15 protein-coding genes and 1 pseudogene are annotated in these 16266 nt (G+C 56.6%); 8 read left to right on the forward strand and 8 right to left on the reverse strand.

The annotated features are described in order from the left end of the window. The first annotated feature begins 85 nt into the window (after positions 1-85). The 6 genes and pseudogenes from guaB to J8G15_RS04905 form a co-directional block, all read left to right on the forward strand. Positions 86-1555: an IMP dehydrogenase gene (gene guaB / locus J8G15_RS04880; RefSeq protein ID WP_210546421.1), complete on the forward strand. Its 1470-nt coding sequence runs from the start codon at positions 86-88 to the stop codon at positions 1553-1555. Between the two features lie 14 nt (positions 1556-1569). Then, positions 1570-3180 (forward strand): glutamine-hydrolyzing GMP synthase, encoded by a 1611-nt coding sequence (gene guaA, locus J8G15_RS04885; protein WP_210546422.1) that lies wholly within the window; start codon positions 1570-1572, stop codon positions 3178-3180. Between the two features lie 140 nt (positions 3181-3320). Next, on the forward strand, positions 3321-4691 hold the full coding sequence (tadA, locus tag J8G15_RS04890; RefSeq protein WP_210547469.1) for a tRNA adenosine(34) deaminase TadA: 1371 nt from the start codon (positions 3321-3323) through the stop codon (positions 4689-4691). Then, the gene (locus tag J8G15_RS04895; protein WP_370627493.1) at positions 4648-5700 is read left to right on the forward strand and encodes an LD-carboxypeptidase; all 1053 of its coding nucleotides are present in this window, start codon (positions 4648-4650) and stop codon (positions 5698-5700) included. Before tadA ends, J8G15_RS04895 begins: the two co-directional genes overlap by 44 nt. Positions 5701-5779: 79 nt before the next feature. Continuing rightward, positions 5780-6694, forward strand: a complete 915-nt coding sequence (locus tag J8G15_RS04900; protein ID WP_210546423.1) for an adenylate/guanylate cyclase domain-containing protein — start codon at positions 5780-5782, stop codon at positions 6692-6694. A 300-nt stretch (positions 6695-6994) separates the two neighbouring features. Further along, positions 6995-7306: pseudogene (locus tag J8G15_RS04905) on the forward strand (hypothetical protein); the annotation flags it as partial. Positions 7307-7626: 320 nt separating this feature from the next. On the opposite strand, the gene J8G15_RS04910 reads toward J8G15_RS04905, so the two are convergent. The 6 genes from J8G15_RS04910 to mltG are packed head-to-tail and all read right to left on the reverse strand — an operon-like array spanning position 7627 to position 12221. Beyond that, positions 7627-8295: an ankyrin repeat domain-containing protein gene (locus tag J8G15_RS04910; RefSeq protein ID WP_210546425.1), complete on the reverse strand. Its 669-nt coding sequence runs from the start codon at positions 8293-8295 to the stop codon at positions 7627-7629. Positions 8296-8303: 8 nt separating this feature from the next. After that, complete coding sequence (locus J8G15_RS04915; protein ID WP_210546426.1) at positions 8304-9101, reverse strand: TatD family hydrolase; 798 nt, start codon at positions 9099-9101, stop codon at positions 8304-8306. A gap of 44 nt (positions 9102-9145) precedes the next feature. After that, on the reverse strand, positions 9146-9526 hold the full coding sequence (locus J8G15_RS04920) for a PilZ domain-containing protein (protein ID WP_210546427.1): 381 nt from the start codon (positions 9524-9526) through the stop codon (positions 9146-9148). Beyond that, complete coding sequence (locus J8G15_RS04925) at positions 9523-10539, reverse strand: DNA polymerase III subunit delta' (protein WP_210546428.1); 1017 nt, start codon at positions 10537-10539, stop codon at positions 9523-9525. Before J8G15_RS04925 ends, J8G15_RS04920 begins: the two co-directional genes overlap by 4 nt. Beyond that, entirely contained in the window at positions 10536-11183 is a 648-nt protein-coding gene (tmk, locus tag J8G15_RS04930; protein WP_210546429.1) for a dTMP kinase, read from the reverse strand. Before tmk ends, J8G15_RS04925 begins: the two co-directional genes overlap by 4 nt. Positions 11184-11189: 6 nt before the next feature. Next, entirely contained in the window at positions 11190-12221 is a 1032-nt protein-coding gene (gene mltG / locus J8G15_RS04935; protein ID WP_210546430.1) for an endolytic transglycosylase MltG, read from the reverse strand. Between mltG and J8G15_RS04940 the strand changes: the two genes are divergently transcribed. After that, positions 12220-13137: a folate-binding protein YgfZ gene (locus J8G15_RS04940; RefSeq protein WP_210546431.1), complete on the forward strand. Its 918-nt coding sequence runs from the start codon at positions 12220-12222 to the stop codon at positions 13135-13137. The two genes, mltG and J8G15_RS04940, sit on opposite strands and share 2 nt — an antisense overlap. Before the next feature lie 18 nt (positions 13138-13155). Here the strand turns inward: J8G15_RS04940 and J8G15_RS04945 are convergent, their stop codons facing one another. Further along, complete coding sequence (locus J8G15_RS04945) at positions 13156-14034, reverse strand: YbgC/FadM family acyl-CoA thioesterase (RefSeq protein WP_210546432.1); 879 nt, start codon at positions 14032-14034, stop codon at positions 13156-13158. A gap of 13 nt (positions 14035-14047) precedes the next feature. Further along, the gene (locus J8G15_RS04950; RefSeq protein WP_210546433.1) at positions 14048-15010 is read right to left on the reverse strand and encodes an alpha/beta hydrolase; all 963 of its coding nucleotides are present in this window, start codon (positions 15008-15010) and stop codon (positions 14048-14050) included. A 52-nt stretch (positions 15011-15062) separates the two neighbouring features. On the opposite strand from J8G15_RS04950, the gene J8G15_RS04955 reads away from it, so the two are divergent. Continuing rightward, positions 15063-16199: an iron-containing alcohol dehydrogenase gene (locus J8G15_RS04955; protein WP_210546434.1), complete on the forward strand. Its 1137-nt coding sequence runs from the start codon at positions 15063-15065 to the stop codon at positions 16197-16199. The last annotated feature ends 67 nt before the right edge of the window (positions 16200-16266 follow it).

Here is a 16266-nt window from a genome sequence, read left to right on the forward strand (position 1 = left end):
TGTCGTCAGACGAAGCGTCTGACGCGGCTTTAGTGAAAAGTAGCAGGGCGCCACGAAGGTACAATTCGCGATTTGGAGCTTCGACATGCGCCTGATCGGCAAAGCGCTCACCTTCGACGACGTCTTGTTGGTGCCAGCGTTCTCCCAAGTCCTCCCCAAGGACGCCTCCCTCGCTACCCGTTTTTCCCGCAATATTGCACTGAACTTGCCTTTGGTATCGGCCGCCATGGACACGGTCACCGAAGCTCGTTTGGCGATTGCGATTGCACAAGAAGGCGGCATTGGCATTGTTCACAAAAACCTGACCGCTCAAGAACAGGCGGCCCAGGTTGCCAAAGTCAAGCGTTACGAATCTGGCGTTTTGCGTGACCCCGTCGTGATCACGCCGGAGCACACCGTGCGCCAAGTCATGTCTTTGTCAGAGCAATTGGGAGTTTCTGGCTTCCCCGTCTGCGAAGGTGGCAAGGTCGTTGGCATTGTGACCGGGCGTGACTTGCGCTTTGAAACCCGCTACGACTTGCCCGTTCGCCACATCATGACGCAGCGTGACAAGCTGGTCACGGTGGCTGACGGCACGACGCTGGCTCAGGCCAAGGTCTTGTTGAACCAATTCAAGATTGAGCGTCTTCTGGTCGTCAACGATGCGTTTGAGCTGAAAGGCCTGATCACCGTCAAAGACATCACCAAGCAAACCAGCTTTCCCAATGCTGCTCGCGATACACACGGCAAATTGCGCGTGGGCGCGGCCGTTGGCGTGGGTGAGGGGACAGAGGAACGCGTTGAAGCCTTGGCCCGCGCCGGTGTTGACGCCATCGTGGTGGACACAGCCCATGGTCACAGCAAAGGTGTGATCGAGCGGGTTCGCTGGGTCAAGAAAAATTACCCGCACATTGACGTGGTCGGCGGCAATATTGCAACCGGCGCTGCGGCATTGGCGTTGGTAGAAGCTGGCGCGGACGCGGTGAAGGTCGGCATAGGCCCAGGCTCAATTTGCACGACGCGTATTGTTGCGGGGGTTGGTGTGCCTCAAATCATGGCGATTGATAGCGTCGCTACCGCGCTTAAAGGCACGGGAGTTCCCCTGATTGCAGACGGTGGCATCCGGTTTAGCGGTGACATCTCAAAGGCCATCGCGGCTGGCGCAAGCACCGTCATGATGGGTGGCATGTTCGCCGGTACCGAAGAGGCGCCCGGTGAAGTGATCCTGTTCCAGGGCCGAAGCTACAAGAGCTACCGCGGCATGGGCAGTATTGGCGCCATGCAGCAGGGCAGCGCCGACCGCTACTTCCAGGAATCCAGCACGGGCAATCCCAACGCGGACAAGTTGGTGCCAGAAGGCATTGAGGGTCGCGTTCCCTACAAAGGCTCCATGGTCGCCATCATCTTCCAAATGGCCGGTGGTCTGCGCGCCAGCATGGGTTATTGCGGCTGCGCCACGATTGATGAGATGCAGGAAAAGGCTGAGTTTGTGGAAATTACCACTGCAGGCATTCGCGAAAGCCACGTCCATGACGTCCAAATCACCAAAGAAGCGCCCAACTACCGCGCGGAATAAGCGGATACAGATTCATGCATCAAAAAATTCTTATTCTGGACTTTGGTTCTCAAGTCACTCAGCTGATTGCTCGTCGAATTCGCGAAGCCCATGTTTTTTGTGAAGTTCACCCCTGTGACGTCACCAGCGACTGGGTGCGCGAATATGCGCGCGACGGCAACTTAAAGGGCGTCATCCTTTCCGGTAGCCACGCCAGCGTTTACGAAGATACGACGGACAAAGCACCCCAGGCGATCTTTGAATTGGGCGTTCCCGTTTTAGGTATCTGCTATGGGATGCAAACCATGGCGCACCAATTGGGTGGCATGGTGCAAAGTGGTCACAAGCGCGAATTTGGCCATGCCGATGTACGAGCTCATGGCCACACCCGCCTGCTTGAGGGTATTCAGGACTACGCCAATGCTGACGGACATGGCATGTTGCAGGTATGGATGAGCCACGGCGACAAAGTCACCGATCTGCCGCCGGGTTTCAAACTAATGGCCAGCACAGAAAGCTGCCCCATCGCCGGCATGGCCGATGAAGAGCGTCGCTTCTACGGCGTGCAATTCCACCCCGAGGTCACTCACACCAAGCGTGGCGCGGCCTTGCTGGAGCGGTTTGTACTAGAGATCTGCGAAGCTCGTGCCGACTGGATCATGGGCGACTACATCAGCGAAGCGGTTCAAAAAATTCGTGAACAAGTCGGCACTGAAGAAGTCATTCTGGGTCTGTCCGGTGGTGTTGACTCGTCCGTGGCCGCCGCTTTGATCCACCGCGCCATTGGTGACCAGTTAACTTGTGTTTTTGTGGACCATGGCCTATTGCGTCTGAATGAAGGCGACATGGTCATGGAGATGTTCGTCAACAAATTGCACGCCAAGGTCGTTCGCGTCGATGCGGCCGATCAATTTTTGGGTGAACTCAAAGACGTTAGTGAGCCGGAAGCCAAGCGAAAGATCATTGGTCGCGAGTTTGTTGAAGTGTTCAAAAGCGAAGCAAGCAAGCTGAAGAACGATCACTCGCGTCATGTTGCGTGGCTGGCCCAAGGCACCATTTACCCTGACGTGATCGAGTCCGGTGGCGCCAAGTCCAAGAAGGCCGTCGTCATCAAGAGCCACCACAACGTCGGCGGACTGCCTGAGCAGCTCGGGCTCAAATTACTGGAGCCACTTCGAGAGTTGTTCAAGGATGAGGTGCGTGAGTTGGGCGTGGCCCTGGGTTTGCCCCACCACATGGTTTATCGCCACCCCTTCCCAGGACCGGGTTTGGGTGTTCGGATTCTTGGTGAGGTCAAAAAAGAATTCGCGGACTTGCTCCGCGAAGCGGACGCCATCTTTATCGAAGAGTTGCGCAACTTCATTGACGAAGCCACCGGCAAAAGCTGGTACGACCTGACAAGCCAGGCGTTTGTGGTGTTTCTCCCGGTGAAGAGTGTGGGCGTGATGGGCGATGGACGGACGTATGACTACGTGGTTGCCTTGCGGGCCGTTCAAACCAGTGACTTCATGACCGCAGACTGGGCGGAGTTGCCCTACGCGCTGCTCAAGAAGGTCTCTGGACGAATCATCAACGAAGTACGCGGCATTAACCGGGTCACCTACGACGTCAGCACCAAGCCGCCCGCCACGATTGAGTGGGAATAAACCAGACTTGACGATTTTCTGAGTCAACACATTGATTGTGTGGACTCAGAAACAATCGTCTCAGTAAACGATGACTGGAGCGTCGCGTGACATCTTCACGGTCATTCACCAATGACTCTCAAGAGAACGACCTGCGCTGGATGGCACTGGCGCTTGATCAGGCGGGCTTGGCGTTTTCAGCAGGCGAAGTACCTGTAGGCGCCATTGTTGTCAAAGGCGGGCAAGTCATTGGTCGCGGGCACAACGCACCACTCACACGCCATGACCCAAGTGCGCATGCCGAAATCATGGCAATAAGAGAGGCTGCGACGGTCTTGGGCAACTACCGATTGGATGGCTGTGAGCTTTTCGTAACCCTTGAGCCTTGCACTATGTGCGCAGGCGCCATACTCCAAGCCAGAATTGCCCGGGTAGTTTATGGCGCGCCGGAGCCGAAAACCGGCGCGGCAGGGTCAGTGATCAACTTGTTCGAGAACTCACAACTCAACCATCAGACTCAAGTCCAGGGAGGGGTAATGACCCAAGAGTGCTCCCAGGTTCTCAGTCGCTTTTTTGAAGCACGCCGAAAGGAGAAACGCATGACCAGTCAACCGCTACGTGACGATGCCTTGAGAACCCCGGCGAAGTGTTTCGACGATTTGCCCGATTACCCGTGGGCACCCAACTACGTCAGCGACTTGCCGTCGTTGAATGGTTTGCGTATGCATTACCTGGATGAGGGCCCCAGGGACGCCGAGTTGACTTGGCTGTGCTTGCACGGCAACCCGGCGTGGAGTTATTTGTACCGCAAGATGCTCCCAGTGTTTTTGGCCGCAGGGCATCGGGTTATCGCCCCAGATTTGATTGGTTTTGGAAAAAGCGATAAGCCCAAAAAAGACGCGGCTCACTCTTTTTCCTGGCATCGCCAAATATTATTGGAGTTGATTGAGCAGCTAGACCTTCAACATGTCGTGCTTGTTGTCCAGGACTGGGGAGGATTACTTGGCCTGACCCTGCCTATGGCTGCGGAGCAGCGATATGGCGCTCTCCTCGTGATGAATACTGCTCTGGCCACTGGTGATGCCCCTTTGAGCGATGGTTTTCTCGCCTGGCGAGACATGTGCTCCAAAAATCCGGACTTCGATCTGTCCAGACTGATGCGTCGTGCCAATCCAGAACTCTCCCAAGCCGAATGTGCTGCTTACGCAGCTCCTTTTCCGGATGCCGGTCACCGAGCTGCGTTGCGCGTTTTCCCCGATTTGGTACCCGAGTTTGAGGACTCAGATGGCGCCGAAGTCTCGCGCTTGGCTCGAGACTTCTGGCAACATCGGTGGAACGGTCAATCGTTGATGGCAATTGGTTTGCAAGACCCCGTTCTTGGTTCAAGCGCGATGGAACATCTCCATCAATTCATTCGCAACTGCCCACCGCCGCTGCGCTTGGCAAAAGCCGGTCACTTTGTACAAGAACAAGGTGAAGCAGTCGCTCATGCGGCCATCGCTCAACTATCACCATCCGCCCGCCATGCATAACCCAATGAAACCGAAACACATCTATGTTTACTCGCCATCCGGCGCGGTGCGTGACAAAGCCGCTTTTCGCCGTGGTGTCGCGCGGCTCAAGGCCTTGGGGCATGAAGTTGAAGTCGATGAGGCGGCCTTGGCCAGCCATTTGCGCTTCGCGGGCGACGACGACACTCGCTTGGCTGCCATTCATCGTGCTGCAGCCAGCGGCGCTGACGTCGCCTTGATCAGTCGCGGCGGCTATGGCTTGACCCGTATTCTGGATGGTATTCAATACAAGAAGGTGGCCAAAGCCATCGAGAAGGGCACCCAGTTTGTAGGCATCAGCGATTTCACGGCGTTCCAATGCGCTGTGTTGGCGAAAATCGGCCAAATCACTTGGGCCGGGCCAGCCCTGTGCGAAGGTTTTGGGGTTGGAGGCAAGCCAGACATGGTTGATGGCCACTCGTGTGGCGAAGCGAAGCAGCCAGATGACATCATGGAAGCGTGTTTCGACGACTTGATCACAGGGCAAGGGGAGGGGACTGGATGGCGACAGCATCGGGAACCCTCATCACCTGCTATTGATTCCGCAGCAGGCAGTGCCGATTCTGCGAGGGCTAAAATTGATTTCTCCTTTAAAAAGGCGACTTTGTGGGGTGGGAACCTGACCGTGCTCACTTCATTGATCGGCACGCCTTTTTTTCCAAAAATAGCGGGCGGTATTTTGTATTTGGAGGACGTGGCGGAGCACCCGTACCGCATTGAACGCATGCTTACCCAGTTGCTCAATGCCGGCATTTTGAAAGAACAAAAGGCAATTGTGTTGGGTCAGTTCACCGAATTTAAGCTGGTTCCGCATGACAAGGGCTTCAAAATGCAAACGGTGGTTGATTGGCTCAGGCAACGCACCAAGCGACCGGTATTAACAAATTTGCCCTATGGCCATGTCGCAACCAAAGTACTGTTACCGATGGGCGCCAAAACTGATTTGGTTGTCGAAGGAAGAGACGCGTTGCTGCTTTGGGGACACTTATAAACAGCGCGTGTATATAGTTCCAAGGATGGGCACTTTGTTTTAAACTGCAGCCTGACTCACGAACCACAAACTGCACTCCATGGGCCTTATCCGAACCGTAGTTTTTACCGATCTTTTTGGCAGTATTGGCGCCTTTGAAGCGCTAGGCAACGCCAAAGCGACCCAGGTGGTGACTGAAGTCACGAGTTGGATTTCAACCGTTATTGAGGCACATGGCGGACGGGTGGTCAAAATTTTGGGTGATGGCGTGTTGGCGCTGTTTGAGAACAACCATCAAGGTATTTCGGCGGTCATTGAAATTCAACGCAGCCGATTAAAGCAGTTGGCGCACCCGTCAGGCGCCAGCCGCATGCCGATTCGCATTGGCGTTGCCACCGGCGAGGTCGAACTGGTTGATGGCGACTGTTATGGTGATGCCGTCAACGTCGCCGCCAGACTGAGTGACATGTCGGGTCCACAACAAATTTGGGCCAGCAGTCAGTCGCTGCAAGATGTTCCACAACGCTCAGGCGTTCACTTTCGTACGCTAGGTCCCATCAGTATTCGAGGCCGGGCCGAATCCTGTACCGTTTATCAAATCGATTGGCAAGAGGACGTTTCAACCGAGTTCTTGACTATGCAGGCTGAGCTTGACTCATCCTTTGACACGCCAGATCGGGATGCGCTTGGCGGACAGATTGAATTGAGCTGGTTGACCACTCGAATGACTTTTCGTTCATATGAGCTGCCAATTCATATTGGCAGGGTGCCTCAGGCCGACTTTGTCGTCACAGATCCTCGGGTATCTCGAACCCATGCTCGCATCGACTGGCGTAATGGCAGTTTTATGTTGGTCGATCTCAGCTCCTATGGTTGCTGGGTCCGTTTCTCAGGTGGTGGATCAGATCTATTGCTTCGTCGCAAAGAGTGCGTGCTGCACGGCCGGGGAGAAATCAGCCTCGGATCATCCTTTGCCGACCTGAGTGCGGCAACAGTAATGTTTTCGCTATCGTGAATGATGTGGCTTTTAAATTCGATACACGTTCAGATTACTTAACATAATATACATCGTATCAATTACGATCAGGGAAAAGCCAAGTCCCTCAAAGCCCGTGAAACCCGTGTCCTCCTAGGCGCACGCTTCAAAATTTTGCTGGCCGACACCGGGCTATTGCCTGAGGCTGCCGGGAAACTTCTTCACGTCACGCCCAGAACCATTCGGTACTGGATTTCCGGGCAAGTCCGGGTGCCGTACGCTGCCTACCGGATGGTGCGGGTCATGCGGGGGTTTGAACTGCCGTGAGAGGGCTGGCAAGGCTGGCACATGAATTCGGGCAAGCTGTGGACGCCTGAAGGTTTTGGCTTCACGCCGAATTGCCAAAGCTGGTGTGCGCTGTTGGTGCGCCAAGATCGTCTGTTTCGAGAAATGGCCGAACGCGAACGCCAGGTCGATATCGCCATGCAAACGACTTTGAAAGGTCTGCTGCAAACGACGCCGACCGGCACAGTCGGCGATAAGCGCAGCGGGACGGCGGGGACGGTGGCGGCATCGTCTGCCGCTCATCCTGAAAAACAGGCAAAAAGGGCAATTACCCCACGTCTAGTAATACGGGGGGAAATTAATTAAAAAGGCATACGGGGGGCTCGGGCAGGTTACGGAAAAGCACTGCAAACGGGGGGGAAAGCGCAGGCCGTGGCGATGCCTAGAACGTCGGCGCCCTACTCTGCAGCCACTGCCACGGAAAGGGGTATCGGGGACGTAGTCCCTGATGGAGACATAGGCCTAAGCGTCTCCCACGGGAGATGGTCGCGAGTGGTCGCCCTGAGTCTCTAAAGCCTCGTTTCGTATCCTGATAAACCGGTATTCCTGAACCCAAGAATGAAAAAAATTCCAATTAAATCATAAGCTTGCAAGTTTATACATCGGAACAAGCAGGCATAAAAATCTCACCAAACACCTTTAGGTGCTTTTGCCCGCACCGATGCGGCGATGAGCTTGGCGACGTCCTCACGCTTTGCTGCATACGCAAAGTCAATTGCCGTTAACCCTTTTTCATTCTTCAACAACGGGTCTGCGCCGGCAGACAGCAGATCCTGCACAGATTCAACTGATCCGTAGTGGGCGGCCATCATCAGCGGCGTACTGCCGTTGGGAGACTCAGCGTCAATGTAGGCATAGTTCTCCAGCAACAAGGCAATGACCTTAACCTGACCGGTGGTCGCGGCGTAGTGAAGCGGAGTCCAACCGGTTTTGTTGACGTCGGCGCCACGCGCAATCAATGCCGCACAGATCTCAGTCAGCCCCTTCAATGATGCAATCATCAAGGGGCTCTCGTCCTTGGCAGTTCGACTCTCAACCTGTGTTTTGGGCCATTTGATGAGCACAGTCGCCACCGCAATGGATGGCTCACGCACCGCCAAGTAGAGGGCGGCGTTTCCATCCTTGTCAACTGTATTCGAGTCAAAACCCCTATTCAACAAGCTCGACACAGTTTCGGCGTCATTGCGTTTGATGGCAACAAAAAAATCGTCATAGGAGCCAGCATTGGCTGCTGAAAATCCAATCAAAACAAACACTTGAACTACATACTTAATGCGTTGGATTACTTTTTTCATCGAAGAAATCATGAGGTAAGCACTCCTTTGAAAAGCACATCGAAGTTGTGACTTGTCACTTCGGCGATCTGTTCGACCGAGCATTGCCTGAGCTCTGCCAGCTGTTTCGCAACATAAGGAACCAAGGATGGATTATTTGTTTTCCCACGGTAAGGCACTGGTGCCAAATAGGGGCTGTCGGTTTCAATCAGTATCCGGTCCAGAGGCACAAAAGCGGCGACATCACGTATATCCTGCGCGGTTTTGAACGTCAAAATCCCGGAAAACGAGATGTAAAACCCAAGATCCAAAGCGGCCCGGGCCACCTCCTTGGTCTCGGTAAAGCAATGAAAAACACCACCGGCGCTGCCAGCGGAGCCATCTTCACCCTCTTCCTTCAGAATGCCAATCGTGTCGTCCGACGCGGCGCGAGTGTGAATAACCAGTGGCTTATCCAATTGTCGAGCCGCTTGAATATGGGTTCGAAAACGGTTCCGCTGCCACTCCATGTCGGCAACGGTGCGCTCACCCAACCGGTAGTAATCGAGACCCGTCTCGCCAATGCCGACCACGCGTGGCAGTTGCCCGAGGGTCAGCAAGTCTTGTAGCGACGGCTCGGTGACGCCTTCGTTGTCTGGATGCACGCCCGCTGTGGCCCAAAAATTATCGTAAGTGCTGGCTAGGGCGTGGACACCCGGAAATTCCTCTAGCGTGGTGCAAATGCACAAGGCCCGATCAACCCGGGCTTGCGCCATGGATTCGCGAATGGAGGCCAAGTTGGCGACAAGTTCTGGGAAATTGAGGTGGCAATGGGAGTCAGTGAACATGGGGCAGTCGTTAAAAGCGCCCTGCCGCTGGTAACGGTCAGGACTCAGATGGTCTGGGTAGGACGGTCAGAAGACAGGCTGTCGCCCAGAATTTCTTCAATTTTGAGTTTGAGGGCACGGGACTTTTCGTCCTTGGGAAACAAGATGCCAACCCCTTGGGCCCGGCTGCTAGCCGCCTTGTCGGGCGTGATCCAAGCCACGGTACCTGCAACGGGGTAGCGCTGTGGGTCATCGGGCAATGTCAGCAACACATATACATCGTCGCCCAATTGGTAATTTCTGGTGGTCGGGATGAATATGCCGCCTTCGGTGAACATGGGGATGTATGCCGCATACAAGGCCGATTTCTGCTTGATCGCGAGTTGAATCACACTGGGGCGTGGCGCAGTGTTGGAAGAGGTTGGCGTTGAAGTCGTTGTGCTCATAGTGTGGGCGATGCCTTTGAGTTTAGGGCGATTTGCGCTTGGCTCACAAGCGCTTCCAGCATTAGCCCCGCGTTAAACGGGTGTTCGACGGTTCGCATGGTCTGCCCCAGTGCTTTTCCCCACGCCGACAGACTCCCAATTGACCCGCCCGCGGGCAGCTCGGATGCCCCAAAAAAACGCGGCGCCGCGCCTGTTTTGACGGCCAGCATGTCATGGCACAGCTTGTGAAGCGCATCAACGGCCTGGGCAGGCGTCCAGTCCTTGAGGGCAGCAACCTCTCCGCGCGCCATGGCCTGTGGCAGTTTGACCCAGGCTTGAGCGGTGCGTCCTGATCCCAACGTGAATTGCAGTGCATCCTCCGGACGTCCACCCGCAGCTCGCAGCGCGATAGCGGCCTGATCACCGGCAACCCCTTGTGCCTGAAGCCACGCCAGAGACGCCGTAGTGGAGGGCCAAATCATGCTGTGACCCAAGCACCGGCTGCGAATGGTCGGCAGCAACTGATGGGCAGCCTCGGTGGCCAACACGAATTTGACGTCGCCCGGTGGCTCTTCCAAAGTTTTGAGCAATGCGTTGGCGGTGATGTTATTCATGCGCTCTGCGGGATACACCAATACGGCCTTCCCGCGGCCTCGGGCACTGGTCCGCTGAGAAAATTCGACAGCATCACGCATGGCATCGACCCGGATTTCCTTGCTGGGCTTGCGTTTTTTGTCGTCGATGTCTGTTTGGGCTTTCTCACTCAACGGCCAACCCAACTCCATCATCACGGTTTCAGGCATGAGCACGCAAAGATCGGCATGGGTTCGGACATCAATGGCATGGCAGGCTGAGCAAACACCGCAGGCGCCCTGTGGGCCCGGTTGATCACAAAGCCACGCCCGAACCAACGCCATGGCCAAGCTGTATTGCCCCAAGCCGGACGGGCCAGCCAACTGCCACGCGTGGCCGCGTTGAGCCAGCAACGTTTGGGCCTGCGAGGCGATCCAGGGGGCAAGCCGACTGTCGCTCATGCCAGCCAACCTCGGTTGACGAGGGCCAGTCTGACTGCATCCCACACGTTTTCCCGCGTGCCGCCGGCATCTATTTGGGCAAAACGCTGTGGCGATTGGTTCATTCGGCTCTGATAGGCCGCCGCGACGCGCTTGAAAAACTCCAGCGGTTGCGCCTCAAACCTGTCTGGTACCCGGGCGCCCTGCAGACGCTGCGCCGCAATCTCCGGCGCCAGATCAAACCAAACAGTGAGATCCGGTTGCCGTGTGAATTCGCCACCCTGCCCCTGTACCGCCTGCACCCAGCGCTCTAGAGTTGATAGCATTTCAAGGTCAAATCCCCGCCCACCACCTTGGTAGGCAAAGGTCGCGTCGGTGAATCGGTCACACAAGACAACGTCACCGCGAACCAGAGCCGGCTCAATGCATTGCAAAAGGTGGTCCCTGCGCCCCGCAAACACCAGCAAGGCCTCGGTCATCGCATCCATAGGGTCGTTCAACACCATGGCGCGCAGGCGTTCTGCCAACGGCGTGCCTCCGGGCTCGCGCGTCAAGGTGACCTGACGGCCTTGTTCGCGAAACATCTGGGCCAAACGGTCAATGTGGGTCGATTTCCCCGCGCCGTCAATGCCTTCAAAACTGATAAAAATTCCACCCACTGTCATAAGTACTTATTGCCCACGCTGGTATTTGTTCACCGCACGATTGTGCTCTGCCAGCGTGGCACTGAATTGGCTGGTGCCGTCACCGCGCGCCACGAAATAAATGGCCTTGGTCTGCGCAGGCTGCACCGCAGCCATCAATGATGATTTACCCGGCATGGATATCGGGGTTGGCGGCAAACCGGTTCGGGTGTAGGTGTTCCATGGCGTGTCTGCCAACAAATGGCGTCGGCGCAGATTGCCATCAAAGGTGTCGCCCAGGCCATAAATCACCGTGGGGTCCGTTTGAAGCATCATGCCAATGCGCAAGCGATTCACAAACACCCCCGCAATCTCGGCGCGATCGCTGTCGCGCCCGGTTTCTTTTTCGACGATGCTAGCCAGCACCAGCATTTGCTCAGGCGTTTTCAGCGGAGAGTCGCTGGCTCGCAGTTTCCACGCGGCCTCCAGTTGGCGGTCCATGGCCAGCATGGCGGTCTTCAACACGCCGAGGTCACTGCTGCCTTTGGCATAGGTGTAGGTGTCAGGGAACAGGCGGCCTTCAGGATGAACGCCAGGCTTTCCGAGGCTGCTCATGATTAAATCGGGCTTGAGCCCTTTGCTATCGGGCGCAAGATGCTCTGCTTTTGATAGTGTTTCAAGCACTTGGGAGAAGGTCCACCCCTCGATAAGGGTAACGCTTCTCAGCGCCTGCTCTCCATTGACCAGCTTCTCCAACAAGCGCCGCGGCGTCGTTCCCGTTTCAATTTCATAACTCCCCGCCTTGATTTGGCGCGCGTCCCCTGACAGGCGAAACCACCAGTAAAGCAGCGTTGGATCGGTTTGCGCACCTGCTTCAACCACCGATTCCGCCACCGCGCGAGCTGACGCGCCTGACTGAATCAGCAAATCAAGCGGTGCGGATTGCCGCACCAAGGGATGGTGAAGCCACCAAGCGGCATAGCCCCCCAGGAGCGCGCCGGCAAGTACAAATATGAAGAGGAGACGACGCACAGCCTTACAGCCTTCCGATGAATTGAGTGCGGATGATAATTCACTCATGCAAAACAAACTTAATGGAATTACCCTCCTCACCCATTTGGGTGTTATCAAGGTCGAGGGTGAGGACGCGGCCAAGTTCCTGCACGGTCAGTTGACCCAGGACTTTTCACTTTTGGGCATGACCGAAGCCCGTTTGGCCGCCTTCTGCAGCGCCAAGGGTCGCATGCAAGCCAGTTTTATTGGCTTCAAGAAAAGTCCGGCCGAAATTATGCTGATTTGCCCTCTTGACGTCTTGGCGCCTGCCATGAAGCGCTTGGCGATGTTTGTGATGCGCGCCAAGGCCAAATTCAGTGACGTCAGCGCCGAGATGTCGGTCTATGGCTTGGCTGGTGATGCTATCAACAAGATAGCTACTCCCGCAGGTTCCGCTTGGACAAAGACCGATATTGATGCTTCAACCCTAGTGCATCTTTACCCTGCGGACGGGGTTGCACGCGCTTTGTGGTTGGGTCCTTCGGCGCAGGCCGCTCCGAAAGGCGAGCCCCTGAGTGAAGACCTGTGGGCCTGGGGAGAGGTGCGCAGCGGCATCGCCCTGATCACCGCGCCCATCGTGGAAGCCTTTGTGCCACAAATGTTGAACTATGAGTCAGTGGGTGGGGTCAACTTCAAAAAGGGTTGCTACCCCGGACAAGAAGTGGTGGCCCGCAGTCAGTTTCGGGGCACGCTCAAGCGTCGCGCTTACCTGGCGCACTCGGACGCGCCGATGGCGGTTGGTGACGAGGTCTATCAATCGGCTAATGAGGGGCAACCCTGCGGCACAGTCGCGCAAGCAGCCGCCTCGCCATTGGGTGGCTATGACGCGGTGGTGTCCATGCAGGTGGCGGCGTTTGAAGCCGGAGACCTTCATCTCACTAGCGCCACTGGCCCTGAACTTGTCGCCAGCGCCCCGCCCTACCCTTTGCTGGCCGATATTTAAGCCGCAGGTGCAGGAGATTTAGTGGCTGGATGGCAGCTTGAGCACCATTTCGATGTGCCCAATGCCGGCTTCCTCAAATGGCTCGCCTTGGCTCACAAAGCCTTGGCGGGCATAAAAGCCTTGAGCATTGCGTTGTGCATGCAGGATCACCTCACGGTCACCTCGCTCAGAGGCTGCTTGCATCAAGGCCTGTAGCACCTCACGCCCCAAATTGGTCCCTCGCAATACCCGGTGCACAGCCATGCGACCCATACGGCCCACGGCTGCTGCGTGCTGCAACAAGCGCCCGGTGGCCACGGCCACGCCCAAGCGGTTACGCGCCACCACGTGAATCGCAGTTTGGTCGGCATCATCCTGCTCCAATTCTACTGGAATGCGCTGCTCCTTTAGAAATACGTCCGCCCGAACCTGACTTGCGTCGGCTTTGAGTGTCTGCCAGGTGCCGACCTCAACCGAGACCATGGGCTCTCCCGCTTCATAGGACAGCAAAATCTCCCGCAAGGCGGCCGGGACAGGCTTGGAGGTTTGGGTCGCCGGATCGGCGAAAACATAAACCAACTCACAGCTGATCAGGCAGTCGTCCCTTCTAAATATGGCGCCTTTGAAGGTCATGGACGAGGTGCCAATGCGATGGCACCGCAACGCCACGTCCAGCTGATCGTCAATCTGCGCTGACGCGTGGTACTCCACTGTGGCCTTTTTGACATACAGGTCGCCACCCAAAGACTCCAGACTGCTGTCATAGGGCAGCGCCAGTTCGCGCCAGTAGTCGCTCATGGCCGTGTCAAAGTACATCAAGTAGTGCGCGTTGAAGACAATTTTCTGCATGTCCACTTCCGCCCAGCGCACGCGCAGGCGGTGAAATAGGCGAAAGGCTTGGCGTTTTAGGTCACTCATTGGGGTTGGCGCGTCAGGTATTGATTGAAAAAGCCGCTTTTAGCGCGCGAGCCGCGTCGGCATGCGCCCGAAGCGCCTCGGGGATGGCGCGCCCCATTTTGATGAACTCATGCACCACGCCGTGGTAAATCTCCAGATCGACGGGAACACCGGCGGCACGCAATTTGTCGGCATACAGCACGCCCTCATCCACCAGTGGATCGCATTCGGCCAGCCCAAACCAAGCGGGCGCGACGCTTTCGACGTCAGGGGCATTCAAGGGCGAAAAACGCCAATCGGCCCGGTCAGCCGGGTTGGGCAGGTAATGATTGAAAAAATACTCTATGCCAGCCTGTTCCAACACGAAGCCATGGGCAAATGTTGTATGAGATGGCGTGTCAGCCTGTGCCCCACACCCAGGATAAAACAGCAGTTGCAAGGCCAGCGGCAGGCCCGCGTCTTTGGCGTGAATCGCGCAAGCAGCCGCCAAGGTGCCGCCGGCGCTGTCGCCTCCCACCGCTACGCGGCTCGCATCCAAACCCCGGGTCTCGCCGTGGGCGGCAACCCACTGCACCGCGTCCCACGCATCGTTATGCGCCACGGGAAACGAATGTTCGGGTGCCAAGCGGTAATTGACGGACACCACCGCGCAATGCGCCAGGTGACTCAGCGTCCGGCAAAGCGTGTCGTGCGTGGAAATACTGCCAATGGTGAAACCGCCGCCATGAAAGTAGACCAACACCGGCAGCACTTCGTCTGTCGGCGCATACAGCCTCACAGGCAACTCCACGCCATCCCGCGCCGGAACGGTGAAGCTTTCGACGCGTTGCAACTTGTGGGCAGGCACCTCCAGAACGCCGGTGCCAATCTCATAAGCCAGCCTCGCCTGGAAAGGTGTCAAAGCATGAAGAGGCACTTGGCCAGCGCGTGCCATGCGATCCAACACACCATGCATGGCGGGAGTCAACAAAGCTCGGGGGTTACGGTGGTGACTCATAGGTTGGAAGCTTCTTGTTAAAGTGAAGTTTTCATCCTACACCGCAAACACCATGGCACTCATCTTCTACGTGACGCAGGTTCAGTTCGATTTTGGCGCCATCCAGCTCCTCAAGCAGGAGTGCCAACGGGTCGGCATCAGCCGTCCGCTGATCGTCACAGACCCGGGTGTCAAAGCTGCTGGGGTGCTACAAAAGGCGTTGGACGCTTTGCCCGGGGTTGCTGTTACTGTATTTGATCAAACACCTTCCAACCCGACAGAAGCAGCGGTTCGGGCCGCCGCAGCTCTTTATAAAGCACATGGCTGCGACGGTCTGATTGCCGTGGGCGGTGGCTCGGCCATAGATTGCGCCAAGGGCGTGGCCATTGCCGCCACTCACGAGGGGCCGCTTACCCACTACGCCACCATTGAAGGTGGCTCGCCGCGCATCACCGAGCGGGTTGCGCCACTGATTGCCGTGCCAACCACGAGCGGAACCGGCAGCGAAGTGGCTCGTGGCGCGATCATCATCGTCGACGACCACAGAAAACTGGGGTTTCACTCTTGGCATCTCGTGCCCAAGGCGGCCATTTGCGACCCCGAACTCACGCTTGGATTGCCGCCAATGTTGACAGCCGCCACCGGGATGGACGCTATTGCCCATTGCATGGAGACCTTCATGGCCCCGTCATTTAACCCTCCGGCTGACGGTATTGCCCTGGATGGATTGGCGAGAGGCTGGGCACACATCGAGCGAGCCACCCGGGATGGGCAGGACAAGGAGGCCCGCCTGAACATGATGAGCGCCTCCATGCAAGGCGCCATGGCCTTTCAAAAGGGATTGGGGTGCGTCCACTCGCTCAGTCACAGCTTGGGCGGCGTCGACCCGCGAATGCACCACGGCACGTTGAACGCCATGTTTTTGCCGGCCGTGATTGATTTCAACGCCAAAGCAGAGTCCGTTGTGAAGGAGCAGCGTTTGCAACGCATGGCCCACGCGATGGGACTTCAATCCGGCAGCGATATCCCGGACGCGGTCAAAGACATGAATGCACGACTTGGCTTGCCACGCGGGCTGGAGGTCATGGGCCTCAACCGCGCTCAGTTTGATCAGGTCATTGCTGGGGCCATGCGGGACCATTGCCACAAAACCAACCCTCGTATTGCGACTGAGGCGGACTATCTAGAGCTGCTAAGTCAAGCCATGTAGCAATGGCAAGCATGGTCCCAAAAGGTTAAATTTCGCGCTTTTTGGCAATTGGCACTAACCTTGCTAG

The organism is Rhodoferax sp. PAMC 29310 (assembly GCF_017948265.1).
Taxonomy (GTDB): domain Bacteria; phylum Pseudomonadota; class Gammaproteobacteria; order Burkholderiales; family Burkholderiaceae_C; genus Rhodoferax.